This window comes from Pseudidiomarina aestuarii (assembly GCF_003987355.1).
Lineage (GTDB): Bacteria > Pseudomonadota > Gammaproteobacteria > Enterobacterales > Alteromonadaceae > Pseudidiomarina > Pseudidiomarina aestuarii.
Genome location: NZ_PIPR01000001.1, coordinates 1,229,392 through 1,253,942, shown reverse-complemented (window position 1 = coordinate 1,253,942; position 24,551 = coordinate 1,229,392). Strand labels below are relative to the sequence as shown.

At 50.1% G+C, this 24,551-nt stretch carries 21 protein-coding genes; 12 read left to right on the top strand and 9 right to left on the bottom strand.

Translation table 11 applies throughout. The annotated features are described in order from the left end of the window. The first annotated feature begins 59 nt into the window (after positions 1 to 59). From CWE22_RS05690 to CWE22_RS05680, 3 genes are all read left to right on the top strand, one after another. Entirely contained in the window at positions 60 to 1,481 is a 1,422-nt protein-coding gene (locus tag CWE22_RS05690; RefSeq protein ID WP_169930382.1) for a hypothetical protein, read from the top strand. A 12-nt stretch (positions 1,482 to 1,493) separates the two neighbouring features. After that, on the top strand, positions 1,494 to 2,810 hold the full coding sequence (locus CWE22_RS05685; protein ID WP_169930381.1) for a flippase: 1,317 nt from the start codon (positions 1,494 to 1,496) through the stop codon (positions 2,808 to 2,810). A gap of 65 nt (positions 2,811 to 2,875) precedes the next feature. Continuing rightward, positions 2,876 to 3,949 carry a nitroreductase family protein gene (locus CWE22_RS05680; RefSeq protein ID WP_169930380.1) on the top strand — a complete coding sequence of 358 codons (1,074 nt, stop codon included), beginning with the start codon at positions 2,876 to 2,878 and terminating at the stop codon, positions 3,947 to 3,949. Here the strand turns inward: CWE22_RS05680 and CWE22_RS05675 are convergent. Beyond that, positions 3,932 to 5,653, bottom strand: a complete 1,722-nt coding sequence (locus tag CWE22_RS05675) for a D-glucuronyl C5-epimerase family protein (RefSeq protein WP_169930379.1) — start codon at positions 5,651 to 5,653, stop codon at positions 3,932 to 3,934. The two genes, CWE22_RS05680 and CWE22_RS05675, sit on opposite strands and share 18 nt — an antisense overlap. A gap of 134 nt (positions 5,654 to 5,787) precedes the next feature. Between CWE22_RS05675 and CWE22_RS05670 the strand changes: the two genes are divergently transcribed. Continuing rightward, the gene (locus tag CWE22_RS05670) at positions 5,788 to 6,936 is read left to right on the top strand and encodes a polysaccharide pyruvyl transferase family protein (protein ID WP_169930378.1); all 1,149 of its coding nucleotides are present in this window, start codon (positions 5,788 to 5,790) and stop codon (positions 6,934 to 6,936) included. On the opposite strand, the gene CWE22_RS05665 is transcribed toward CWE22_RS05670, so the two are convergent. The 8 genes from CWE22_RS05665 to CWE22_RS05630 form a co-directional block, all read right to left on the bottom strand. After that, positions 6,933 to 7,976, bottom strand: coding sequence for a glycosyltransferase family 4 protein (locus CWE22_RS05665; protein WP_169930377.1), 1,044 nt, complete (start codon positions 7,974 to 7,976; stop codon positions 6,933 to 6,935). The two genes, CWE22_RS05670 and CWE22_RS05665, sit on opposite strands and share 4 nt — an antisense overlap. Position 7,977: 1 nt before the next feature. Further along, positions 7,978 to 9,228 carry a UDP-N-acetyl-D-mannosamine dehydrogenase gene (gene wecC, locus CWE22_RS05660; RefSeq protein ID WP_169930376.1) on the bottom strand — a complete coding sequence of 417 codons (1,251 nt, stop codon included), beginning with the start codon at positions 9,226 to 9,228 and terminating at the stop codon, positions 7,978 to 7,980. A gap of 6 nt (positions 9,229 to 9,234) precedes the next feature. Further along, the gene (gene wecB, locus CWE22_RS05655) at positions 9,235 to 10,371 is read right to left on the bottom strand and encodes a non-hydrolyzing UDP-N-acetylglucosamine 2-epimerase (protein ID WP_169930375.1); all 1,137 of its coding nucleotides are present in this window, start codon (positions 10,369 to 10,371) and stop codon (positions 9,235 to 9,237) included. A 68-nt stretch (positions 10,372 to 10,439) separates the two neighbouring features. After that, positions 10,440 to 11,708, bottom strand: a complete 1,269-nt coding sequence (locus tag CWE22_RS05650; RefSeq protein WP_169930374.1) for an O-antigen ligase family protein — start codon at positions 11,706 to 11,708, stop codon at positions 10,440 to 10,442. Beyond that, positions 11,705 to 12,565, bottom strand: a complete 861-nt coding sequence (locus CWE22_RS05645; RefSeq protein WP_169930373.1) for a GumC domain-containing protein — start codon at positions 12,563 to 12,565, stop codon at positions 11,705 to 11,707. The genes CWE22_RS05650 and CWE22_RS05645 overlap by 4 nt, the downstream gene beginning before the upstream one ends. Then, the gene (locus tag CWE22_RS05640) at positions 12,558 to 13,439 is read right to left on the bottom strand and encodes a GumC domain-containing protein (protein WP_169930372.1); all 882 of its coding nucleotides are present in this window, start codon (positions 13,437 to 13,439) and stop codon (positions 12,558 to 12,560) included. The genes CWE22_RS05645 and CWE22_RS05640 overlap by 8 nt, the downstream gene beginning before the upstream one ends. 20 nt (positions 13,440 to 13,459) lie before the next feature. After that, positions 13,460 to 14,293, bottom strand: a complete 834-nt coding sequence (locus CWE22_RS05635) for a glycosyltransferase (protein WP_169930371.1) — start codon at positions 14,291 to 14,293, stop codon at positions 13,460 to 13,462. After that, positions 14,290 to 14,997 (bottom strand): WecB/TagA/CpsF family glycosyltransferase, encoded by a 708-nt coding sequence (locus CWE22_RS05630; protein WP_169930370.1) that lies wholly within the window; start codon positions 14,995 to 14,997, stop codon positions 14,290 to 14,292. The genes CWE22_RS05635 and CWE22_RS05630 overlap by 4 nt, the downstream gene beginning before the upstream one ends. A gap of 161 nt (positions 14,998 to 15,158) precedes the next feature. Here CWE22_RS05630 and CWE22_RS05625 point away from each other — a divergent pair, with 161 nt between their 5' ends. The 8 genes from CWE22_RS05625 (at position 15,159) to CWE22_RS05590 (ending at position 24,489) form a co-directional block, all read left to right on the top strand. Then, entirely contained in the window at positions 15,159 to 16,325 is a 1,167-nt protein-coding gene (locus tag CWE22_RS05625) for a nucleotide sugar dehydrogenase (protein ID WP_169930369.1), read from the top strand. A 12-nt stretch (positions 16,326 to 16,337) separates the two neighbouring features. After that, complete coding sequence (gene wecA / locus CWE22_RS05620) at positions 16,338 to 17,453, top strand: UDP-N-acetylglucosamine--undecaprenyl-phosphate N-acetylglucosaminephosphotransferase (protein ID WP_169930368.1); 1,116 nt, start codon at positions 16,338 to 16,340, stop codon at positions 17,451 to 17,453. A 23-nt stretch (positions 17,454 to 17,476) separates the two neighbouring features. After that, positions 17,477 to 20,233 carry an SLBB domain-containing protein gene (locus CWE22_RS05615; protein ID WP_244595958.1) on the top strand — a complete coding sequence of 919 codons (2,757 nt, stop codon included), beginning with the start codon at positions 17,477 to 17,479 and terminating at the stop codon, positions 20,231 to 20,233. A gap of 47 nt (positions 20,234 to 20,280) precedes the next feature. Beyond that, positions 20,281 to 21,810, top strand: a complete 1,530-nt coding sequence (pgi, locus tag CWE22_RS05610) for a glucose-6-phosphate isomerase (protein ID WP_169930367.1) — start codon at positions 20,281 to 20,283, stop codon at positions 21,808 to 21,810. Next, positions 21,773 to 22,336 carry a transcription/translation regulatory transformer protein RfaH gene (gene rfaH / locus CWE22_RS05605; protein WP_169930366.1) on the top strand — a complete coding sequence of 188 codons (564 nt, stop codon included), beginning with the start codon at positions 21,773 to 21,775 and terminating at the stop codon, positions 22,334 to 22,336. Before pgi ends, rfaH begins: the two co-directional genes overlap by 38 nt. Positions 22,337 to 22,427: 91 nt before the next feature. After that, entirely contained in the window at positions 22,428 to 23,114 is a 687-nt protein-coding gene (locus tag CWE22_RS05600; RefSeq protein WP_169930365.1) for a hypothetical protein, read from the top strand. A gap of 147 nt (positions 23,115 to 23,261) precedes the next feature. Then, on the top strand, positions 23,262 to 23,921 hold the full coding sequence (locus CWE22_RS05595) for a hypothetical protein (RefSeq protein WP_169929371.1): 660 nt from the start codon (positions 23,262 to 23,264) through the stop codon (positions 23,919 to 23,921). Positions 23,922 to 24,054: 133 nt separating this feature from the next. Further along, positions 24,055 to 24,489, top strand: coding sequence for a hypothetical protein (locus tag CWE22_RS05590; protein ID WP_169930364.1), 435 nt, complete (start codon positions 24,055 to 24,057; stop codon positions 24,487 to 24,489). The last annotated feature ends 62 nt before the right edge of the window (positions 24,490 to 24,551 follow it).

The following is a 24,551-nucleotide window of genomic DNA, read 5'->3' as shown; positions in this document are numbered from 1 at the left end:
ATTAATGTACAATTATCGGCAGTGCTCAAATATAACAAAAGTGTAAAAAGGATTCTGGGATGAGCTGCAAAATTCAATCGCTTGTGGGTACCGCTCTTGTCGGTACCGGCATTTCTCTTGCGCATGCCGCTGACATTGAAACGCAAACGGTACCATTGAAGGTTTCCAGCGAGTACTTTCAGGTAGCTCCGGCAGGCAAAATCACCACCAACGATATGATTGTGACACTCGGTGCAGAATATGCCGAAGACGATGTCATGATTTTTAGTTTTTCTGGTACCGATAGTCTCGATATCTCCTCGTTACCCACATTTCTCACCTTGGCCGCTGACGGTGTGAATAGTAAGAAAGGGATGACCGTTGGCTTGCTTGCCCAAGAGCGGATCAATGGACGGACGATTATCTATTATCGAGTAACGAATATTACCGGCGGTGAGAGTGATACCACCACCGGCATTACTCTGAATTTTGGGGCTATTGATTTCGAGGCGCTGCGTTCTCAGCAAGGCATCGACGTCATATATACAGCACGTTCGAATGCCGGGTTTCCACTCGATAACTTCACCACCGATCAAAACTCGCAAGTACTCATTGAAGCAACCGACCAGTTTATAGCCACGGTCACTCAGCCACTCGATCAAGAGGTTGATTTTGAGAATGATCGCCAAACCTTTTTAGGTGGAGTAACCAGTGACGTACTAGAGTTTCGTATCGAGAGTGACCCGACGTTGGATATCGGTGTTGACGTGGATGGAGTGACTTACGAGTTATTCGGTGATTTTAGTTGGGTCAAAGACACCAGCCCCAACATCGCAAATATTCAGCCGATGGCGGGCGTATTCACGCTGACTGATCTCAGTGGTACCGCAAACTGCACCAATGTGGCGGTCGCTGCTGATCGTCTGCGCTTTAGTTGTGACACGCTTGATACCTTAACACTTGCCATTGAAACTGCGGCGCAAGGTAGCGATGTGGTGATTCCAACCTCAGAATTTACGGTCGCTGCCGATGTAGATTACTCTGTGGTGGGCGGTACCTTTAATGTGACTGAAATGACACCATTCGATGCAGGGGCGTGGACACTCAATGCGTCACAAACCTTTATCCCATTCATGCCCTACAGCCGTGAAGGCAATAATCAATACTCGCAGATTATTTATGCTACCAATACTGGCGACCAATCAAGCGAGGTCTCGGTTGACGTGTACACCCCAGATGGTCAGCGCGTTACCCTCTCCAATGATGACTTGATGGGGTTGACAGCAACGACCGGAATCACAAAATTGACCGGCTCCATTCTCGAGGCGATTCGTGCACGGGGATTGTTATTAGGTGGCGATGAGGTAAAACACTTTGCGCTCAATGTGGTTGTGAACGATTTAAACGACAATGTTCAGATCTTCTCGTCGTTCAATGACAGTGCTCGCGACCGTGGTTTCGTGCAAAACGATTCGATGGTTGTGAATCGGAATAAGTACTAACTGAATTTTTAAATGATAAAAGCAGCGCTGAAGAATTCCTCATGGTTGGTGAGCGAAAAGTTCGTCACCATGGGGCTCAACCTTTTTGTCACGGTGTGGCTAGCACGTCAATTGGGTGTACAAGTCTACGGTGAGCTAGCCTACGTATTGGCGCTGGTTACACTCGTTACTCCACTCGCTGCTCTTGGCCTCAACGCCATCATTACCCGGGAATTGGTTGAGCGAGACGAAGATGAGCCAAGAATTATGGCGACCACGGCTGCGGTTCGTTTATTCGGTGCGCTGTTTGGCTTTGCCGCCTTATTAACCTGGCTACAGTTCACCAGCACCGTCACGCCAGAAGAGCATATCGCCATTGTTATTATTGGCGCGACCAGCATCCTGCAAGCCTTCCAAGTGGTTGAATACTACTTCCAAGCGAAAGTTAGTGCTCACTACGTGGTAAAGATGCGCACCGTAGTTACCGCCTGTGCCGGAGTGATCAAAATTATCGTGGCGTGGGTGAGTGCTGACTTACTCTCGGTGGCTTATGTGTACGCTGCGGAGTTCCTCTTCTGGGGCCTCGGCTATATTTTTCTCTATCAGAGCCAAGCGCGCGGTTTCCAATTCAAGGCCATCGACTGGCGCTACGGTGGACAGTTACTCAAGCAATCCTTTTGGTTGATTCTATCGGGCGTCGCTGCAGTGCTTTACCTTAAAGTCGACCAAGTGATGCTCGGCCATATGGTCAGTAAGAGCGAAGTTGGTGTATATGCCGTTGCGGTGAAGATGTCAGAGGTTTGGTACTTCTTTGCAACCGCGCTCGCGACATCATTCTTCGCCATGTTACTGACACTGAGAAAAGAGCAGAGCCCCCTTTACGCCACGCGCCTGCAACAACTCTGTGATGCTTTATTTGGCTTAGCCTTGGCGCTGGCCATTGTCGTAAGCCTGCTGGCCGAGCCGATTATCCCTTGGTTGTTTGGTGAAGAATACCGCGCTTCGGCTGCCATTCTCACCATCCATATTTGGGCAAGCTTGTTTATCTACATGCGCGCATTGGCCAGCAAATGGTTAATCGCAGAGCGGTTATTGGCATTTTCGCTTGTGAGTCATGGCCTGGGTGCGGTGGTAAATATACTTGCTAACCTATGGTTAATTCCGCTCTATCAAGGCTTAGGCGCGGCCGTAGCGACCATAATGTCCTACGCAGTAGCATCTTATCTTGCTTTCTGGGTGAGTGGCGCTACGCGGCCGCTGGCGATTGTGATGACGCGCTCGCTTTATTTACCTTTTACCCTCGGCTATCGCCATTGGGCGTTGCTGAAGCGAATCAAGCGCCGCACCTAGTCTGTACGCACGGTTTCTGCGACAATAGCTGCACTTAGGAAAATAGTTATGGAAATGAACGCATCATGAGTATTCGGTCAGTCGCTCGACGTCTGCTACCTGCAACTTTAAAGGGAAGAATTCACGCGTTTAACGCGGCTCTAAATCGACGCATGATGTCGATATTTGCCTTCTCGCGGTTTACCTCGTCATTATTTTACACGTTCTTTAGTCGCGAGTTTGCGCGCGAGCATCAGGCCGTACTGAAGGGGCGCATCGCTTATTGGAAGTCACTAAAAAATATTCAGCGAACCTGTGCATTATTGCGGCGCAATACGCATCGACTCGAAAAGGGATTGATCATGCGTCCGCGGCGAGCCAGCTTTGCCGAAGCCTATATTGGTGAAACCGTCAGTTGTTTTCGCCAAGCAGCTGCGAGTGGTTCGTTAGAACTGAATGAGTTGAAGTGGGCACAGGACGTACTGACGAGTTACTTCGAAGTGGTGACAGACACCCCAATTATTGCGCGTGCACGAGCTGACTTTGAAGGTTTGCTGCAGGAACCGACACAGGATGCACAGCAACGCCGTTCGATTCCTTATCCGCATGCTGAGTTACCACAACCGGACATTTCGCCTGAACAACTGAAGCAATTGTTTGTGCGCAGGCGCAGCGTACGCTGGTATTTGGATAAACCCGTGCCTGAAGCCTTAGTGCGCGAGGCCATCAATATGGCGTCATTGGCGCCGAGTGCTTGCAATAGGCAGCCTTATCAGTTTCATTTTATTAATGAATCAGCGCGCGCCGCTAAAGTTGCCGGTTATGCGGGGGGCACTGTCGGTTTTAATCAGAATCTGCAATCGTTGATAGTGGTGGTGGGGGATTTAAACGCCTATCCCACAGAACGTGATCGGCACTGCATCTACATTGACGGCTCGCTAGCCGCAATGCAGTTAATGCTTGCTTTGGAAACAATGGGTCTATCGACTTGCCCGATCAACTGGCCCGATATTGAATTTAGAGAGAAGTTGATGGAGCAAGAGCTCGATCTGTCGGCACATCAACGGCCGATCATGCTGATGGCGGTTGGGTATGCCGACCCAGAAGGCGGCATACCCTTTTCCGCAAAGAAAACCGACGAGTTACTCGTAAAGCGCTAGTATCGCGTTGAGCACGGTTGGCTGACGCATGTGAATATTGAGTTCGCGCAGACGAATCAAACCATCATCACGTTGTGGGGTCATGACCAGCTCAACATTGTCGCACGGAAGCTCCAATGGTGTGTCAAAGCTCAGCACTGAGGTAAAGGTGTCATAGCCATCCAAGTTATAATCAAAGCCAGTGGTCTGATTGTCAGCTTGGTTGATACCTGCTTGAATCAAAATTCGCTGTTCGCCGCTACACGAGTACACATCAATATTGGCAGGAATATCTGACTCCACCACGCCGGTCAATCGTAAGGCGTCCACTTCAATAGGGGCGTTGTCGGCATTTTGATTATTTAACTGCACATCGAGTCGCTGAGTTGAGCGGTTCGACGACCAGTAGCGCTTCCAAGTCCAATTCGAATCAAATAGCAGGTCTTTGCCATGCGTTGACGGCGCAATGGTGTGAGATGGAATGATGTCATTAATCTTTTTCGAGATGTCATACACGGGACCCATCGTGTACAAACCGCCAGTGTCATATTGCAAAAAGCGCTTCACAGCATCGAGTATCACGTCACTTTGTGAACGCTGATAAACCCAGGCAAGTTGTAGAATATGCAGCTCATGGTAATGATCACCAACTTGCCCTTTGGTAATTGCAATTTGGTTTAAAAACGAATCATCGTAGTACGAGCCAAAGCCCATATCAAAGCGTTCGATGCGCTGTTCCAACGACTCAACACCTTGATCAAAAAGAGCTTTAGCTGTTGCGCTTCCCATCAACTCGTAGGCGTCATAAAGTCCAGCCAGTGAAAATAGGAAACCATTGAGTACATGCGCGGGGTCGGTTTCAGAGCCGTACTCCTCGTACCAAGGCACCCCATCATAATCAGCGACAACCCCTTTTTCTTCAATGGGATAAGAGAAAGCAACAATCGCATCCTTGGCAACGTCTAAATACGATTCATCCTTCGTCCATGCATAAGCACTAATCATCACTGAGATGCTTTGACCCTGTGCCATCGCGGATGTCCAGTTATCAGGCATGCGATAGGCTGGGACATCAAACTCACCTTGCCAGCTGCAAAATGCATAGGTCTCAACGCTTTTACATTGATCTCGCAACCACTCAGCCATGGCTATGAAGCGTGATTCTTGCTCGGCGGTATAGTTGCCTGAACGCAGTCGCGCGTAATAGGTTTGTGCGACCTGCGAAATTTGAATTGGGAAGTAGACCCACGTATTCGTATGGTCGAAGAACATGGGGATCCCAGCCTCGTCATAACGATAATGGTCGAACTTCTCTGTATTGGAATTGGAAAACGGGTACGGGCGACTTAAATCAACCAATTTGCTGGTATCGGTATCGTCTTGTACCGCAATGGTTACCGTTTCCGTATTACTTTGACTGTCTGTCAACGTCAGCGTAAATGACTCCGGAGCTAACGAGAGCGCTGGCGCGATAAAGGAAAAACTATTGTCGACTTCAGACTCCAGTTGCTTGAGTGGAACATCGGTATCTATCGAGCTGATACTGACGGCTGAATCGGTTTTTGAAGTCACACTGATAGAAAAGGTTGCACCATACACCACAGATTCTGGAGCATCGATACTAAAGCCCTGCGCAACGGGCGGCGGTGGTGGAGGCGTTTGTGGCTCGCTGCCACCACACGCAGCGAGTAAAAACAGAGCGGGTAACCAATATAGACACTTCATTATAAAGACCATTTACAACTAAAAGAGAGGCAAAATATAACATTTTTAAAAAATAACTCACAATGGCTTTTTCCTTTTCTTTTCCCGCCAATAAATTGATAAACTGCAACTCTGGAAGTGAGAAGGATACGCCCGTGTTAACTGTTGAAGTGAAAGGAATTAGCTTTGCCAATAAAGGCGCAGAGCTCATGCTGTTTGCAATTATCGACCAATTTCGTCAGCGCGGTGTCGATGCGCGTTTTGTCGTCGAGCCGAATGGGCCGTATCAACGGCGTGCTGATTTTGGCTTATGGCAAAAGACCCGTTATATCCGCAAGCAACTGAACTTGGTTGCGCCCATGAGTTGGTTGCCGTCACGAATTCGCACTATGTTTGGATTGATCAATGAATCCGAAATAGATTTGGTACTGGATGCGTCGGGCTTTTCTTATGGTGATCAGTGGAATCCAGCGGTCGCTCGCGATCGCATCAGTTCAACAGTAGTGGCGTTTAACAAGCGCAATGTTCCGGTGGTGTTGTTGCCGCAAGCATTGGGGCCATTTACAAAGCCAAAGACACGCAAGACCTTTGCTCATATTGCCAAACACGCTGATCTAGTATTCCCTCGTGATGATCATTCGTTTCAATTTACCCAAGCATTATTGACGCACACTGAACAAAAGCACATCAAGCGCTGTCCAGATTTTACGAACTTGATCAAGGGTATGCCGGCAGAAGCGTTTGATGCCGAGCAACATCAAATCTGCTTTATTCCGAATAGCAAAATGGTCGAAAAGCGCGATGATGGGGACAATTACATTACGTTTATGGTCAAGGCTATTGAGGCAGCGCTGCAACAGAATGCCAAACCCTTCATTCTGATTCATGAAGCCGATGCCGACCGGAAACTCACAGCGCAAATTCAAGCACAGTTATCGCAACAGATCCCCGTACTTGACCCACAGCACGCCTTGAAGATTAAGTGGATTATCGGCCAGTCGAAGGTAGTAGTCAGCTCACGCTATCATGGTCTGGTCAGTGCTCTCTCACAAGGAGTGCCAGTTATTGCGACAGGTTGGAGTCACAAATACCAAGAGTTGTTGAGTGACTATAACTGTCAGAATCAGTTGTTTGATGTTACCACCGATGTCACCCAAGCGATTGAGTCGTTACAACTATTGCTGGAAGATGCGGAGCAATACCAAGAGCTTCACAGCGTTATTTCAGCAGCTGGAGAATGGCAACGAGAGGCTGTTGAGCGCATGTGGGACGAGGTCTTTGCTCTGGTCAGTGGCCACGACTAGCGCGCTGTTGCGCGCAACACGTTGTTGATGAAGTGGGTGACAATGACGTTTGGATCGAACGTTGTCCGCACGTACTGTTTGGCTGTGCCACCCAACTCTAATCGGCGGTCGTAACACTCGGTTATGGCCGCGGCCAGAGCCGTGGGGCTTAATTCGTCGACAAGAATTCCGGTCTCATTGTGTTTGACAACGTCGGGTGTGGCTTCATGATTCAATGCGATGACGGGTAATCCTGCTGCCATGGCTTCGATGAAGCCCATTCCAAACGAATCGAATTGTGACGGCAAACAAAATAGCTGGCAACTGCGCAACACCGCTTCCTTTTGCTCGTAATCAATCCAACCCAAGAACTCGACACGATGCGCAAGTTCGAGTTCAGTCACTAATTTTTGCAAGCTAGCTTGTTCTGGACCTTCCCCGGCGATCTTTAAATGAAAATGCTCGGGTAAATAGACCATCGCTCGAATAACATGGTCGACGCCTTTCCCCGCGACGAGGCGTGTCATTGACAGGATAGATACGGTCTCTCCAGAAGAGCTGGGGAGCTGGGGGGCTGCGGCCAGCTTAAGCCATTGTGGTTCGAGCGGATTAGGGACCACATAAACAGGCACATGATTTGCCAAGTATTGATTGACTAGATCCTGCCACCAAGGCGTGAGAACGATGACCCCTGTTGCTTTTCGAGTCATGAGTTTGATGAGAACACGACTCCAACTTTTCTGTAAATAATCTCGTAAAGTGTGCGAATGAAATTGAAAGTACACGTTGGCACCGCGTCTGCGGGCAACCACGGCGAGTAGGTATTTGCGTAATAACGAAAACCACGGGCCGCAATGCAACCAGACATCATCGCCGGGGTGAACCGATTGCCGAATTTGTCGAACGGCTGGCAGAAAAGCTCTTAGTTTATTTCCAGCACGGTGCGACTCGATAACATGAAAGCCATGAGCTTGAAGTTGCGCTGATTCAGTGAAGCCGACCAATGCGGTACTGATACCGCCTCGGCCGTGCTTCACAGCAGTCGCAACAATATGGAGCATCTTAGCCGTCAATCAAGCCGCGGGTATCAACCCACTGCTTGCCTTCAAGTTGCGCGCGGGTGATTGCTTTAAAGGGTTCGTGGTCCACCAGCAATACGATGACTTGAGCGCGAGCGAGCGCCTCATCTAAATCCGTTAAGTCGGCGCTGGCAACAGGACTCAAATCTTGCTCGATATTTGGCTCGACCACTAAAGTAGTACCGGCATGCTCAGCTGCGATACGGCGCGCAATAGCAAGTGCTGGACTCTCGCGCAAGTCATCAATGTTGGCCTTAAAGGCTAAGCCTAAACAGGCAATCGTGGTATCGGCTGGATTGCCGAGTGCTGCAACGGTGGCTTGCACCCGCTCATACACCCACTCCGGCTTGTAGTCGTTGACTTGACGGGCGGTGCGGATCAGGCGTGCTTGCTCAGGTGCAGAGCTGACAATAAACCAAGGATCAACAGCAATACAGTGGCCACCGACACCTGGGCCGGGCTGCAAAATGTTGACCCGTGGATGGTGGTTCGCCAGGCGAATGAGTTCCCACACATTGATGTTGAGCTTGTCGCATATCAACGATAGTTCGTTGGCAAAAGCGATATTTACATCGCGAAAGCTGTTCTCGGTAAGCTTCGCCATCTCCGCTGTGCGAGCGTTAGTCAGCAGACAATCACCTTTCAGAAAGACTTTATATAAGTCAGCGGCCATTTGACTGGCACGCGGTGATAAGCCACCGACCACGCGGTCATTCTGAATGAGCTCATGCATCACATTGCCGGGCAACACGCGCTCTGGACAATAGGCTAGCTGCACATCCGCTTGATCACCCGCGCTCGATGGAAAGGTTAGGTCAGGGCGCGCTGCCGCCAACCAGCTCTCTAACTGCTCGGTAGTGCCAACCGGTGAGGTCGACTCGAGAATCACTAAATTGCCCGCAGCTAGCACTGGCGCCAAGGCTTCAGCGGCGGCACGAATATAGGTCAAATCACCGGTGTAATCGTCATTAAACGGCGTCGGGACGGCAATCACGAAGGCATCAGCCGGCTCTGGCGTGAGCACGGCACGCAGCAGTTTGTCCTGTACCGCACGCTGAACCACGTTCTGCAAACCCGGTTCAACAATGTGAATACGACCTTGATTAATGGTGTCGACCGCTTTGGGGTTTACATCAACACCGACTACTTGCATACCTTGGCGTGCAAACACCGCGGCAGTGGGTAAGCCAATATAGCCTAGCCCAATTACGGAAACCTTTGAGTACGAATTCATAAACGCTTATAACTCCTGCAGCAGCGTCTCAATGATGCGCGCACACGCTTTGCCATCGCCATAAGGGTTATGCGCATGGCTCATCGTGTCATAATAGGCTTGGTCATCCAGTAAGCGACCCACTTCGCTGACAATTAATGCCGAGTCGGTACCCACTAGCTTCACCGTTCCTGCCGTCACCGCTTCGGGGCGTTCGGTCGTGTCGCGCATAACCAACACGGGTTTACCCAGTGACGGAGCTTCCTCTTGAATGCCGCCACTATCGGTCAATATCACCGTTGCTTGGTTCATCAAATAGACAAAAGGCTCATAATCCTGAGGCTCAAGCAGATGTACATTGGCGCTGTTTTTCAACAGTCGTTGCACGGGCTCTTGCACGTTCGGATTTAAATGAACCGGATACACAATCTGTAACTCAGGGCGAGCCGATGCCAGCTCTGCCAACGCGGCGCAGATACGCTCAAAGCCGCCACCAAAGCTCTCACGGCGGTGCCCTGTCACCAACAACATAGGTTGGTCGCTTTGTAAAAAGTCGAATTTCTGTGCGTAAGCCGCACGGCGTTCGGCATCATCACGCAGCTGGTTACTGACTGTTAATAATGCATCTATGACCGTATTTCCGGTTACGTGTATGGATGCTTCTGCAGTTTGTTCGTCGAGCAAATTTTGTTGTGCTTGGGCAGTCGGTGCGAAATGCCAACGGGTAATGCCACCGACGAGTTTGCGGTTGCCTTCTTCAGGCCACGGCGAATAGATATTGTGGGTGCGCAAGCCGGCTTCAACATGTGCTACTGGAATACGGTGGAAGTAGGCCGCAAGCCCAGCAGTCAATGTCGTTAAGGTATCGCCATGCACACAGACCACATCCGGTTTAAACTCAGACAAGACGGGATCAATGCCGGTCAACACTCGCGCAGCCAATTCGCTCAGCGACTGATTCGGACGCATCAGATTTAAGTCAAAATCAGGCGTGAGATTAAACAACGCTAATACCTGATCCAGCATTTCGCGGTGTTGAGCGGTCACACACAGACGCACATCCCAATCATAGGCGGTTTGGACCGCTTGCATTTGCTGCACCAAAGGCGCCATTTTGATGGCCTCTGGACGGGTACCAAACACCACTAAAATCCGTTTTGTCATGAGCTCTTCTTCTGATTATAGGTTGTGCGAAAAGTGAATGCGTATTCTATCTGATGCTCTAGGGGATGTCAGCCAGACCTTCGCGTTCGTGCTAGGAGCAGCCCATAGAGGACTCCAGCTAACCCACCAGATTGACCACTTAAAAAGGCATGGCCAGCCAACATAGCGTGCCCCATAAATAATGAGAGTGCGAGCAACAAAGTAAAACTGATGACGCGTGGGCGAGTGATCCATTGCCAACCAGCGAGCAATAAAAATGCCACATGCCCGAGCGTCACAAACAGAGCAAATGGCATGCCATAGTGACCTCTTAGGTCATACCAATCTTGCTCAACCAATTTGTTGGTGGTGGTGCCGAGCGTATTGTTAAAGGTCACAAAGTATCGCTCACCAACACCTGCGTCGAAACGGTCACCATTGCCAATAAGCGCGAGTTGATCTGGATAATCAGTGAAATGTCGATCGGCGGCTTGAATCAGTTCAGCGCGAGGGTTCTGACCTGCCGCCAGCGCCTGAAATTGCTCAATTTGGTAGCTAATACGATCATAGTTGGGAACGATAATACTGGCTGCGAATGCGACGACGGCAACCATTCCGATCACAGTTGCTCCTTTCAGCATCACACCCACGGATCCTTGCGTCTTTTTGAAGAATAAAAACACGATTAAATAGCTAAATGATACGAGCAATGCTCCAGCCCAACCGGCTTTCGTTCCCATCAAAATAAGACCGCTGAGACAGAATAAAATAGCGCCAAAGCGAAGTGGGGAAGGTTGATAGTAAAGCACACAAAATAAGCAGCACAATGCAAGTAACGCAGCTAGGCCAGTATCATTGCCGGCAAAATAGAAAGACTTGATTCCAAATGCGTGTTCACCGTAGCTTTCGAGGCCTAAGCCAGTAAAGGCTGAAAATACCACAAAAACACCGACAACCCAGCCGTAATGGCCAATGCCCGCTAGTGTTCGTTGACTGAACTGCGGGAAAGTCGATAGCAGCTTGTACGTGAGAAGACCTAGCCCAAATGGATACAGTAATCGCAGAATATGATTCACTTGCGTGACTAGTTCGAGATCCCCAGCTGGCCACGTGAGTACCCAAAGTAGAAATGCCCAGCCCAGCAACATGAACTTCATGTACCAACTTAGGATGTTTTGATAAACAAACATCATCACCAAAATGATGACGGTTATGGTTAGCCGGTATAAGAGGGATACTTTAAGCGCACCAAGCCCAAGAAAACTAAATATGCCAAACAGAGTATCCACCCAAACTGCCGCATAGGTTAGTAAGACGATAGCAATGAAAGCCAGTTGCTGACGCGTAAGCTGGATCATGCAAGCCTCGATGTACGGAAGCGTCGATACCACAGCAGGCCATTGATAAGCAGGGCGCCAAGAACCAGCCATGGTGCTACGGTGGCTAGGAAGACTTTGATGCGGCTGGGATACACCCAACCCGCGGATACTTCAGTTGGCAAAACAATGAATAAACTCTGAAAATCACCGTTCTCAGTGGCCGCTTGTTTACTTTGATAAAGCGCGGTTAATTGGGCTTTGAGTTCTTGCATGGCTTGCGGTGCTGCGCTCAGGTTCATGTTCTGTAATTGTTGCAAGGCAAATTGATAACGCGCCGCCCGACGTTTAGTCATCTCAGCATCGAGCAAGGATAGAATACTGTTGAGCATTCGCTGACTTTCTTCGGCATCGAAGAAATGCCAATGGAAGATGAAGAAATGGTCTTTTTGTAGCCGGTAAATGCGAAAATGATAACGGACGAAGTAGGCTAATGCATTTTCCTCGCTATCGCCGTATGCAGCAATCTGCTCTCGATAGCGCTCAAGAGCCTCACTGTAATTTGTGCGCAGATGCTCGACAATTTGTTGGTTGAATTCAGCGCCGTCGGCATACTCAGCCAAAGCTAGGTCGTGTTGTAAAGCGTTGACTCGGGGAAAGTTTGACTCGGATGTACCGGTCAATACAATCGATGACAGCTGATCGAAGGTGCCCGCATCGGCTGCCTCGGGCTGAAATTGTGTATGAGCAGTCGCGCGATGTAAGCCAGGTATTTGTAAGGTGTAGAAAACCGCAATGCCAACGACAAAGACTGCATAAACAATTGCCATTAACCAGTTGCGACGCAACCAGTTGAGATATTGGAAGAGAGCGATTGGAGCGTTACGCGTGTCAGTCACGTGTAATCCGATAGCTCATTAAAATAGTCACGATCGACATGATAAATACGCCCAGCATCGCCATCAAAATAATCCAAGCAATCAGCGGCAGTCCTGCTACTTGATGCGGTTTAAATGGCGGGTCGATGGTTTCAAACACATGATCTTCATTTACTGCGACTAACATCATTTGTTTGTATTGCTCTTGCAGCAGGCTATAAAGTGCAACTTCAACCTGAGCAATCTCGGATAGCACGGCTTGCTGTTGCAGATAATCAATGCGTTGTTGTATCTGTTGAGTCTCACGCTGGCGCATGACGCTATTAATCTCAGAGACCATATTGGTGAGAAGTTGCGAGGCAAACTCAGGTGATTGGTGCGAGAACGTCAGTGTCACTTTTCCCAGTGCGCGATCATAGTTCACCGTAAAATGCTTCATCAATTCATTGTAAGCACGCCAGATTTCTGGGTACTCTGCCAAGTCCTGCTCATCAATGACTAGACCGTCCTCTTGGCTCCAGTAATCGACGGCAACAAGGGCGGCTTGTAAGTCATATTTTTCGATCAAGCCATACAAAAATTCACGGGACTTCAGCAGCTCAACGGCAAGCATGGTGTTCGTTAACTTTTGGTCACCCAATTGCAAGCCGGCTAAACTGCCGAGACTTCCGAGTCCACCCAACATATCGGACAGACCCCCTGAGCGTTCCTCAGCCGGTGCGAGAATAGTATATGCCTCGTAACGATCCTCGCCCGCAACGTTAATAACAATGGCAAGAGCAACAAGAGCGGCGGGCACAATCAACCAGTACCAACGCAGTTTGTGCAAAGTCGCGCGAAATGCGTCTGACGAAAACGAAATAAAAGCGTCTGAGGAAGAGTCTTGGTTTTGCATAGCAGCCTTGCCGTGTCGATTTACTTAGTTAGATAACGCATATAATGACGTACTTTCTTTAAAATGTAACCTGCAGGCAATGATCGCATTAATTCAATAAACGTCATCGGCTCGCCGATGCGAACTTTGAGCCAAAATGCATGATTGAGTTTATGACGAGTAGTCATCTCGGCTTCATGCTTTTCCAAAAAGCGAGCAAAGCCAGCGCGACTCTTCGTCGGATTAGAGATTCGTTCACCGCCATGGTCCACATAGATATTCTGTGTGGCAGCTGCAATTCGTAACCCAGGACCGAACGCTTTAATCAAACGAGTAAAACAATCCCAGTCTTGCAGGGATACCAATGCTTCATCGAAACCGCCAATAGCAAGCATACGTTCGCGGGTGGTTAGAACTTGGTTAGTGGCATAGTTCGCATCGAGCTGTTGTTCGAGTGTGATGACCTGACGTCGACACATGGTTGCTTTAGCTCGAGTTTCTGTAACCCACCAATACCCAGAGGTCGTGAACGCGTAATCGTCGCGATAAGCTTCCACCAACAGCTGAATGCGATCGGGTAGCATTTCATCATCATCATCAAGCCCTGTGACATAGTAGCCCCTTGCGATGGCAAGGGCTTTGTTGCGAGCTACACAGGCACCGGCGGGAGTTTCATTCCGTAGCACAGAGACACGCGCATCAGTCGCGGCGAGCCGTGTGAGGTATTGCCAAGTGCCGTCCGAGCTGGCGTCATCAACAACAATAAGTTCAATTGCAGGATAACTTTGTGCCAACACTGATTCGACCGAGCGTTTCAATAGTTCGACACGGTTATGTGTTGGCATGTATACGCTGACTAAGGGATAGTCACTCATAGTCGGCCTCGCAGGTGCAACCAAAGGTAACGCACCAAGTTCATTTGGCGGAATATCCGCGACGGTTGTGCACACAACCGATAGAACCATTCGAGGTGCAATTTGCAAAAGAACGCTGGGGCGCGTTTGACGCGGCCAGTGAAGACATCATAAGTGCCGCCGACGCCTTGGTAAAAGGCATCTGGGTACACTGCGCGCAGGCGGGCAATCAACTGCTCTTGACGTGGCGAACCCATGGCAACGCTGACGAGCTGAGGACGTGCCTCCAGCAACACTGCCACCAAGTCGGCTTCATCTTTATAATAGCCATCCACCGCGGCCACCACGTTGACGCCCATCGCGCGCAGGCGCTCGGCAGTTTCGGCGTTCACTTCTGGGCGCGCACCAATTACCATCACACGGGCGCCGCAGGTAGCCGCGCCGGCCATCAGCGCATGCCAGAATTCCACGCCAGGAATACGGGTGTTGGGAACGCCTTTCGAACGAATCGTTTTGACCACGCCCATACCATCCGCAAAGCGCAAGGTGCCGCTATTCAATTGTTCGCGGAGCACTGTATCACGCATGGCCATGATCACTTTTTCTGGATTAATGGCAATACCAAAGCCGGGTTGCACATCACCATCACGGAGTACGTGGGCCACTGCTTGATCCATTGACTGGAAAGGCGTTACGCCAATGCCACCCACCACTACTTCTGCCATTCCTAACTGCCTCATTAAAAAAGTCGAGCCATTCTAATCCCCACCCCAGGAAAACTCAATTTCATACAAGATAAATTCAGCACGAGGATGACACTGTCTCAACAGATGGTTTACACTAACCGCCATAAGCAAGAAGTAAAAAATAAGGCGCTACAGAATTTATGAATATTGCTGTTGCAGGCACTGGCTACGTCGGGTTATCGAATGCCGTGCTGCTGGCGCAACACAATCGCGTCACGCTAGTGGACATTGTGCCCGAGCGCGTTGCGATGGTGAATGCTGGCATGAGTCCTATCCAAGACGCTGATATTGAACATTATCTGGCGCATCAGGCGTTGCAATTGACGGCTACTACTGACCAAGCAAATGCCTACCAACATGCAGATTGGGTGATTATCGCAACACCTACAGATTACAATCCTGAAACCAATACCTTTGATACCAGTAGTGTCGAGGCGGTAATTGAAGCCGTTCTGAAGGTCAACCAGCAGGCACCGATTGTCATCAAATCCACCATTCCTGTTGGCTTTGTTGAACGTGCGCGTAAGCAGTTTAATACACAGCAACTGTTATTCAGCCCGGAATTTCTGCGCGAAGGCAAAGCGCTCCATGACAATCTATATCCGTCGCGGATTATCATCGGTGAACAAAGTGAGCGGGCGGAAGTGTTTGCGAAACTTTTACTGCAGGGCGCGCTCAAAAGCGACGTGACCGTTCAGTATACTGATCCAACGGAAGCCGAAGCGATTAAATTATTTGCGAATACCTATTTAGCCATGCGCGTTGCCTATTTTAACGAGCTAGATACTTATGCCGCGCACCATAATTTGAATACACAGCAGATTATTGAAGGGGTATGTCTCGACCCGCGTATTGGAAACCACTACAATAATCCGTCGTTCGGGTATGGTGGTTACTGCTTACCGAAAGACACGCGACAGTTGTTGGCAAACTTTGATGACGTGCCACAAGTGATGATTGGCGCTATAGTAGAGGCCAATCGAACGCGAAAAGAATTTATTGCCGCCGACGTCCTGAAGCGAAATCCTCGGGTAGTTGGTGTGTATCGACTCATTATGAAATCAGGTTCGGACAATTTCCGTTCGTCTGCTATTCAGGGGGTGATGCGCCGTTTACGCGCCGCCGGAGTCGAAGTCATTATCTATGAACCAGTAGTGAAAGCGGAGTCTTTCGACGGGTTCGTAGTCGAAAAGGACCTTCAACGCTTCAAGCAAACTGCAGATGTGATCATGACCAACCGTCGGGCGGCTGACTTGGTCGATGTTGATCACAAAGTGTATAGCCGCGACATTTTTAATAACGATTAATAAGGTTATTTAATGACGATATGGATTCTAGCAATTGTGGCACTCGTCCTTTCGGCCGTGTTGTGCCAATTGTTGATTCCGTTTGCTTGGCGTACGAACTTGCTTGATGAGCCCTGCAACAGAAAACAACATAACGGGAGCGTACCGCTGGTTGGTGGTATCGCCATTTTCCTCACGACGCTTATATTAGTACCATTTGCAGTACCGATGTCGATGGATGTGCGGCTATTTTTAACTGCTGCCGGCTTTATGGTCTTTATTGGCGTACTGGATGACCGCTTTGATCTCAACGTCGGTCTGCGCTTTACCGCTCAAATGCTGGCTGCAGCAGTGGTAGTGTTCGGTGCTGGCGCGCAAATCAGTCAACTGGGTAATTTAGTCGGTCTCGGCGTGGTTGAGCTGGGTTGGTTCAGCATGCCGTTTACCTTGCTCGCCATGGTCGCCGCCATGAATGCCTACAACATGATTGACGGTATGGATGGTTTGCTGGGTTCACTCGCACTGATTGCTTTTGCCGGTATCGCGGTGCTTGCCGCACTCAATCATCAATACTTACCACTGATGGCCGCCATGATTATTAGTGGCGCGTTGGTCCCCTTCTTGATCCGCAATATGGGTATTCGTAACCGCCTCATTCGTAAAATATTTATGGGTGATGCAGGCTCTATGTTTATTGGCTTTACGGTGGTCTGGTGTTTGATTATTTTGACCCACCCGCAAATTCTGATCGACGGCAGTATCAATAGCACCAATGGCTTAACCGCGGTGCGTCCGGTCGCCGTGCTGTGGATTATCGCGATTCCGCTGATGGATATGATAGCGATTATGATCCGTCGCATGATGAAAGGGCAGTCTCCGTTCAAGCCCGATCGTGAACATTTACACCATATCTTTATGCGAGCCGGCTTCACGCAGCGCCAAGCTTTGCTCATCATCTCGATGATGGCCTTGCTGTTAGCCGCAGTCGGGATTACTCTGGAGCTATTGCAAGCACCAGAACTACTGGTTTTAACTTTGTATATTAGTGTTTTCGCGGTCTACTTGGGCATGCTAAAAAATATTTGGCGAATCGTCTCGTTCATTCGTCAGAAACGCGATGTAGAAGCGGCTCAACACGAGTCGCCATAATAAAAAATCAGGGAGCTCATCACGTGTTGAACAACAAACTGACGGCAGGATTGCTGGCGATAGGATTCGCAGCAATCATCGCATTGAGTACTGGACAGCCTGCTGCTGCGCAGGCACGTGATTTGTCGCAAGTCACGCCAGCGCAAATTGAACAAATTAAGAAGCTACCACGTGCCCAACAAGAAGCCATCGCGCGTCAATTCGGCGTTGATTTAGACACCTTAATGAATGCTCAGTCGGGCAATCGCGGCGCATCCAATCAAGCAGACAATAGTCTGGTTGGTCAACGCCAAGAATCAACTCAGCAACTCGAAGACACCCGTCCATTACGTGAGCTTAGCCCGGATGAACTGGCGGAGCGTTTGGCCGCCAATGACCGCGACCTACAACCCTATGGATACGACTTATTCAAGGGCGCACCGTCAACGTTCGCGCCCGTCAACAATGCACCAGTTCCGGCTGATTATGAGCTGGGTATTGGTGATGAGATTTTCGTACAGTTTTATGGCAAAGAGAACCGCAGTATCAATGCTGTCGTGGATCGTGAAGGCCGCCTCGTCATTGATAACCTCGGGCCGATGCAGGTTGCTGGGCTCAGCTACTCTGAAGTGAAGGCGATGATTCGTAGTCGTGCCAAAGAACGGCTGATTGGTATTGATGTTGCCGTTTCTATGGGCGAACTGCGGAGCATGCAAATTTTCGTGGTCGGTGAAGCCTACAAACCAGGTGCCTACACCGTGAGTTCGTTAACAACGCTCAGTCAAGCTCTGTTCGTGAGTGGCGGGGTCAGCGATATCGCGTCACTGCGTGACATTCAGTTAAAGCGTGATGGCGAAACCGTCGTTCACTTCGACCTGTATGACTTATTGATTAATGGCGATGCGTCGAGCGACGCGCTCTTGCGTCCGGGTGATGTGGTGTTTATTCCGACCCGTGGCGACTTAGTGTCTATTGTGGGTGAGGTATTACGTCCCGCATTATATGAAATTAAGGCCGACGAAACGCTCAACGATGTCCTCGCTATGGCCGGTGGGCTGCTTCCCAATGCTTACCGTGACAGTGTGCGGGTTCAGCGTTATGCGCGCGGCAATCGAGCCATAGAAACCGTCAACATTTCCGAGCGTGGTGGTGATTACGCGTTGCGCGGCGGCGATGTTGTCACGATTCAATCGATGGCTGAAGAAACCGTTGATAGCGTGATGGTTGTCGGTGCCGCAGTGCGTCCGGGACTGTATGAGTGGCGCAATGGGATGCGCATCAAAGATGTCTTACGCAGTGTAGATTCCGCATTACTGCCCGTGACTGATTTGAATTACGGCTTGGTGGTTCATAGTGCGCCAGATCGTCGTAATATCAGCATTAGCCAATTCGATGTCGGGTTGGCAGTGAATGGTGTAGCGGCGGAAAACCTTGAACTGCAACCGCGCGATCAAATTGTGCTGTTCAGTCGCTATGAATCGGCGGAAGCTGAAGCTTCTCAGCTGAGCGCTTGGCTCAAAACCGAAAGCGAAATTCAACGCGAGCAACGTGACAAAGTCTTACGCCAATATCGTCGTCAGTATCTGCAAAATCTGATTGATGATAAGAGCAGAACTGCCGCTATTTTTAATAATGATAATGAAGAAGCATTGGGAGAACTCTCGACTGAGTTGACCAATTTATTTGATACTCGAAATGTAGAAGAGCGCCGTGACGACTATTATGCCAAGTTCTCACGACGTAACTTGTTGCAGCCGATTTTATATAAGTTGCGCAATCAATTTACGGCCAGTGGCGAACTCGCGTTAATTTTTGTTGAAGGTGAGGTGCGCTACCCTGGAGTTTATCCGTTAGCCGCGAATGGTGGTATCAGTGACGCCGTCGCTGCCGCGGGTGGCTTGAAAGAGTCGGCCTATTTAGCACGCTCGGAAATTACTCGCACTGATGTCATACGCGGTGAAGCCGTAACCGATTATCTGCAATTTAGCCTCGAGCAAGCGCTAGCGGGACAGGCCGACATGCCGCTGCAAGGACGCGATCGGTTGCATGTCCTCTCAATTCCACAATGGCAAAATATTATTCAAGTTCGCCTTGAGGGCGAAGTGCGTTTCCCCGGTACGTATGCCATTCGTCGTGGCGAAACCCTCGGTGATGTAATCAAGCGTGCAGGTGGTTTGACCGATTATGCGTTTCCGCGCGGTGCAGTTTTTACTCGGACCGATTTACGTGAGGCTGAGCGCAAGCGACTGCAAGAGTTGTCGCAACAATTGCGACGAGAAATTGCATCCAACTCAATCACTGATAGCGGCAATACCATTGCTTACAGTGAAATGAACCAATTACTGCGTGATTTAACCAATATTGAAGCGGTCGGCCGATTAATTATCGACCTCAACGGCATCATGGCTGCCAATACCGATAGAGCGGACATCCAACTCAAAGACGGCGACCGTTTGTATATTCCGACGGTTCAAAATACTGTGTCGATTATTGGTGAGGTGCAACTGGCGAGCTCGTACCAATATGACGCGAACATAACGCTGGAAGACTATATTGAGCGTGCCGGTGGTACGCGTCAGAAAGCTGATGAAGAGCGCGTGTATGTGGTCAAAGCGGACGGCTCGGTGATGGTGCCAGAGCGCAGCTCATGGTTCAGCGCCCGTGCTACGCAAATTGAACCTGGCGATACCATTATTGTGCCGCTGGATACGCAATATGTGAGCAGTATCGAAACGTGGTCGACAGTAACCCAGATCATGTATCAAGTGGGTGTCGCTTTAGCCGCTATCAGCGGGCTATAAGCCAGTCTGATCAGTTACATGGTACGCAATGGAGTTGCGAGAGAAATATGAGTAGAAGCAAACCGACAACCCGCGTAGGGGCGGCGCTGAAAATTGCGTCGCAAGACCAGCTTCATCTCGACTGGAGCTACCAAGGCCTCAAACCGGATGAGTTGCAGGCATTTGCTGCGAAGCGTTTGCCCGCAGACTTTGACAAGCTGCGTGCCCAATTGATCAAAGGTGAGTTTCATAACCTCACCCAGCAACGCACGGTCTCGCACGTGCTCAGTCGTTCGCGCCACAATGTCGTGAAGGCGGGCAACGGCCGCAATCGCTTTAACGAAATTGTGCGTCTGTTGCGCAGTGGTAACTGGCAGGGCGCGACGGGTAAAGTCATTAAAGATGTCGTCAACATCGGTGTCGGTGGCTCTGACCTAGGCCCCATGATGGGCTCATTCGCACTGCGCGAGTTTGCCGATGACTCGTCATTGCACAACCTCAAAGTACACTTTGTTAGCTCTATGGATGGTGGTCAGTTGCACGCCGTGCTGCCGATTGTCGACCCTGAAACCACTTTATTCGTCATTTGTTCCAAGAGTTTCACCACCGCCGATACCTTTGCCAACGTGGATACCGTGATGGAGTGGGTGGAACCTGCACTTACACATGAGCAGTGGCTGGAAAAACATGTCATTGGCGTATCTGCGAATAACCAAGCTATGGCTGACTTTGGTATTCCACCGGCACAACAACTCAGCTTTGCCGACTCGGTGGGTGGTCGATTCTCACTGTGGTCGTCGGTTGGTCTTGCCATTGCGCTCACTATTGGCTCGCATCAGTTCAGTGTCATGCTGGCTGGCGCCGCCGCGATGGATGATCACTTCTTGAGCGAGCCACTGGAGAACAACATTCCGTTACTGTTAGCGCTGACCGGGTTATACAACCGCGAAGAGCGCGGCATCAATAATCTGGCAGTGCTGCCCTATGACGGGCGTCTGCGTTACTTGCCGAACTATTTACAGCAGCTCGATATGGAGTCGAACGGCAAACAGGCTAATTACCGAGGCGAGCCGATTGATTACCCAACCGGACCGATTATTTGGGGCGGTTTCGGCCCCAACGGTCAACATGCCTTCTTCCAACATTTGCACCAGGGGTTTGACGCTTTTGCCGCAGACTTTGTCGCGGTATTGCATCGCAAAGCGCCAGGCTTCGCACCGGCAGTACAAGACGCGTTGCGTGAACAGCAGCGTTTGGCCGTCGCCAATGCATTAGCCCATCGCCGCCTAATGTGGACGGGTTCTGATCCAGCTACTGACGGCATGCAGGAAGGTGAGGCGACGCATCATTATGTCGGGAATCATCCGTCGAACCTGCTCTTTGTTGACGAGCTGAACCCGCGCAGCTTCGGTGCCTTGATTGCCGCCTATGAGCACAAAGTATTCACGCAAGGTGTGGTGTGGCAGATCAATAGCTTTGATCAGCCCGGTGTCGAGCTAGGTAAGAAAATCGCGACGCGCATTCATGAAGTGATTGACGGTGACCGAGAGGAGCAATTTGATGACTCGACCGACGCCATCATCAGACGGATGCTCTGACGCCAGCACTGACGAGCGTGAGCTTTGGTATGTAGTGCGCTCCAAACCACGCCAAGAAAAACGCGCCTTTGCCCAACTCGATAACCAAGGCATGCAGCCGTTCCTCCCCGAAGTCAAACTGACGCGGGTGCGTCGCGGTAAACGCCAACAAGTCACCGAGCCACTGTTCCCAGGCTATTTGTTTGTGACGCTGAGCAACTACGACGAACAATTCCACAAAATTCGCAATACCTTTGGCGTAGCGAATTTACTGCGCTTTGGCGACAAGCCGGCCACCATTCCCGCAGAGCTGATAGAGCAGCTCAAAGCACTCACCGACGACTGCCCAGCAGTCGAGTACCTCAACAAAGCAGATACGCCGCAAGTGGGCGACCTGATGGAAGTCATCGACGGACCATTTTCGGGCTTGCTCGCGCGCATTGTCATGCTCGATGGGGACGCCCGCTGCGTAGTCTTGCTCGACTGGCTGCAACATGAAGTCCGCGCCACTTTTAGTTACGACGAGCTGCGCCGCACTGAGCGCTGAAAAAGCCTAGTTTAGCAAATTCAAAATTTTCTCGACAATTAACCGAGAATCAGCAATATTTTGTACATCTTTATTTGCGGAAACTTTAGTTATGAAACCACTTGCTAATGCTTTTGTGACCGTCGCATTGTGTGCAGTGACATCCATTTCCCCTGTTTATGCCTTACAACCTCAAACTCCAGTAGAGATAGTCAGGGGACAAACTGAATTGCAGCGCTTTCAGTCGATGGTAAATAATTACAACATTGAACCGTTCGTCACTCCTGCCAGAGAGGCAGCTTTGCAGGCAGCGCGTCAGGCTGATCAAATAATGCAAGCTCATGCCTACAACAACTACATATCACAAGGTCGAACGCTAGACAGAACGATAGAGCAGCGACTGAAGGACTTACGCGATGCATTAGGTGCCAATGATTTGTCGCAAGCACAGCATTATTTTATGAGACTTCAAGTTGCCGAACAAAAGAAGTCACAATTGATCCAAGACTGGATTCGAGCCACTCCCAGCGACTTCTATGTAGGTGAAAGTGAAGTAACTCCAACTGACGGTACTCAACAGCCGCCGCCTCAGCCAGGTCCACCACCACCTCTCGAGGTAACTCCGCCCGGGCCTGAGGTGACTACTACATCGACGACTCCGCCGCCTCCTCCATCCGTATTAGGTGTGTCCCTAACTACTCCGGTGGTGGTGACTTCGGTTGCGGTGGCTGTTGGCGTTGGTGTTGCCGTGAATAAATCCGGTGATGACACCACAGATACGACCGGTGGAAATGAATAAATGAATGGGTCGGCGACGTGCGTTGCGTGCCGACCGAAACCATTTTTATTTGATAAGCCTGCATAAAAGCGTTTCGATACAAAAAACTCGACAATTCCTTTCATTTGTGTGAGGTTCTATACATCTTTAAAAGTTGGACATTTTACTATGAAACTCTTTTTGCTTCTCAGTGTCGCGTTGTTTTCCTTTTTGACTTCAGCCGTTGGTCCTGCATACGCATCGCAAGACGGAGATCGGTTAGATGCTCTTCGGAAGTACGTAGAAAACTATCAAGAGGAGCCGTTCATGAATTCTGAGCGACTGGCTCAACTCGAGGATGCTCGTCGAAGCAAAGATATTATGAGAGTCAATGGCTTCAATCGAGTTCGACAAGAGGCAGCTGCGACTCAAAGAGCGATGGCACGAAGGATAGTCGATTTACGCGAAGCGATCTCAATGGGTAATTTGAGTGAGGCGCAACTCCATTTTAACTCTTTGGGAGTTTTCCAACAGCGTCTTGATCAACAGGCTAAGAATTGGGCAAGTATCAATCCGCAACAAATCTATACTGAGACTCAAATGCGGGACATCGAACCTGTCGATGGCACGCCGCCACCATCACCTTCCGAGGTACCTGCTCCGCCGGGGCCTCCAGGTCCTGAGGTGACTACTACATCGCCGCCTCCGCCGCCGCCTCCTCCATCCGTGTTAGGCTTGTCCCTAACTACTCCGGTGGTGGTGACTTCGGTTGCGGTGGCAGTTGGCGTTGGTGTTGCGGTGAATAAATCCGGTGATGACACGACAGATACGACCGGTGGAAACGAATAACCGAAAGGGAACGGCAAAATAAAAATGGGTGTTTTGTGTAAAAAACATTCAATTTTCTAATTTATGTTATGCAACGCGAAAAATCGCTGCTATGATTATGCGTATTCGAGTTCGAACAAAAGGATAGTTAAGAATGAAGAACGCAATTGCAATTTCCGTATTGTTAATCTCAAGCGCTGCATTCGTTGCAACGCCAGTTAGCTTGGCGGCTCCGCAGTCTGAATCAGGTGGTGCTGTTGGTAGTTCTGGTGGAGCTGGTGGTGCTGGTGCTAGTGGTGCTGGTGGTGCTGGTGCTGGTGGTGCTGGTGCAGGCGCAGGTGCTAGTGGTACTGGTGCAGGCGCAGGAGCTGGTGCAGGCGCAGCAGGTGCTGGCGCAGGCGCAGGCGCAGCGGGCGCAGGCGCAGTAGGTGGAGCAGCGGCCGGAGCCGCAGCGGCAGCCGGTTTAGCAGCGGGTACGCTGGCAACGGTTGCGGTTGTTGGTGGTATCGCGCTAGCAGCGGGCATCGCTGCAGTCGCTGCAACCGGTGGTGATGACGACGAAAACGTGACTGCTACAAGTCTCAACTAAGTTTTCGCCTCAATTCGTTTTTTAAAGCCGCTCAATGAGCGGCTTTTTTGTGTCTGCAAAGC

Bases quoted from the DNA above. Each gene is read 5' to 3' on its own strand.
- CWE22_RS05690 (WP_169930382.1), top strand. From the start codon at position 60: ATGAGCTGCAAAATTCAATCGCTTGTGGGTACCGCTCTTGTCGGTACC.
- CWE22_RS05685 (WP_169930381.1), top strand. From the start codon at position 1,494: ATGATAAAAGCAGCGCTGAAGAATTCCTCATGGTTGGTGAGCGAAAAG.
- CWE22_RS05680 (WP_169930380.1), top strand. From the start codon at position 2,876: ATGAGTATTCGGTCAGTCGCTCGACGTCTGCTACCTGCAACTTTAAAG.
- CWE22_RS05675 (WP_169930379.1), bottom strand. From the start codon at position 5,653: ATGAAGTGTCTATATTGGTTACCCGCTCTGTTTTTACTCGCTGCGTGT.
- CWE22_RS05665 (WP_169930377.1), bottom strand. From the start codon at position 7,976: ATGCTCCATATTGTTGCGACTGCTGTGAAGCACGGCCGAGGCGGTATC.
- wecC (WP_169930376.1), bottom strand. From the start codon at position 9,228: ATGAATTCGTACTCAAAGGTTTCCGTAATTGGGCTAGGCTATATTGGC.
- wecB (WP_169930375.1), bottom strand. From the start codon at position 10,371: ATGACAAAACGGATTTTAGTGGTGTTTGGTACCCGTCCAGAGGCCATC.
- CWE22_RS05650 (WP_169930374.1), bottom strand. From the start codon at position 11,708: ATGATCCAGCTTACGCGTCAGCAACTGGCTTTCATTGCTATCGTCTTA.
- CWE22_RS05640 (WP_169930372.1), bottom strand. From the start codon at position 13,439: ATGCAAAACCAAGACTCTTCCTCAGACGCTTTTATTTCGTTTTCGTCA.
- CWE22_RS05635 (WP_169930371.1), bottom strand. From the start codon at position 14,293: ATGAGTGACTATCCCTTAGTCAGCGTATACATGCCAACACATAACCGT.
- CWE22_RS05630 (WP_169930370.1), bottom strand. From the start codon at position 14,997: ATGGCAGAAGTAGTGGTGGGTGGCATTGGCGTAACGCCTTTCCAGTCA.
- CWE22_RS05625 (WP_169930369.1), top strand. From the start codon at position 15,159: ATGAATATTGCTGTTGCAGGCACTGGCTACGTCGGGTTATCGAATGCC.
- wecA (WP_169930368.1), top strand. From the start codon at position 16,338: ATGACGATATGGATTCTAGCAATTGTGGCACTCGTCCTTTCGGCCGTG.
- pgi (WP_169930367.1), top strand. From the start codon at position 20,281: ATGAGTAGAAGCAAACCGACAACCCGCGTAGGGGCGGCGCTGAAAATT.
- rfaH (WP_169930366.1), top strand. From the start codon at position 21,773: ATGACTCGACCGACGCCATCATCAGACGGATGCTCTGACGCCAGCACT.
- CWE22_RS05600 (WP_169930365.1), top strand. From the start codon at position 22,428: ATGAAACCACTTGCTAATGCTTTTGTGACCGTCGCATTGTGTGCAGTG.
- CWE22_RS05595 (WP_169929371.1), top strand. From the start codon at position 23,262: ATGAAACTCTTTTTGCTTCTCAGTGTCGCGTTGTTTTCCTTTTTGACT.
- CWE22_RS05590 (WP_169930364.1), top strand. From the start codon at position 24,055: ATGAAGAACGCAATTGCAATTTCCGTATTGTTAATCTCAAGCGCTGCA.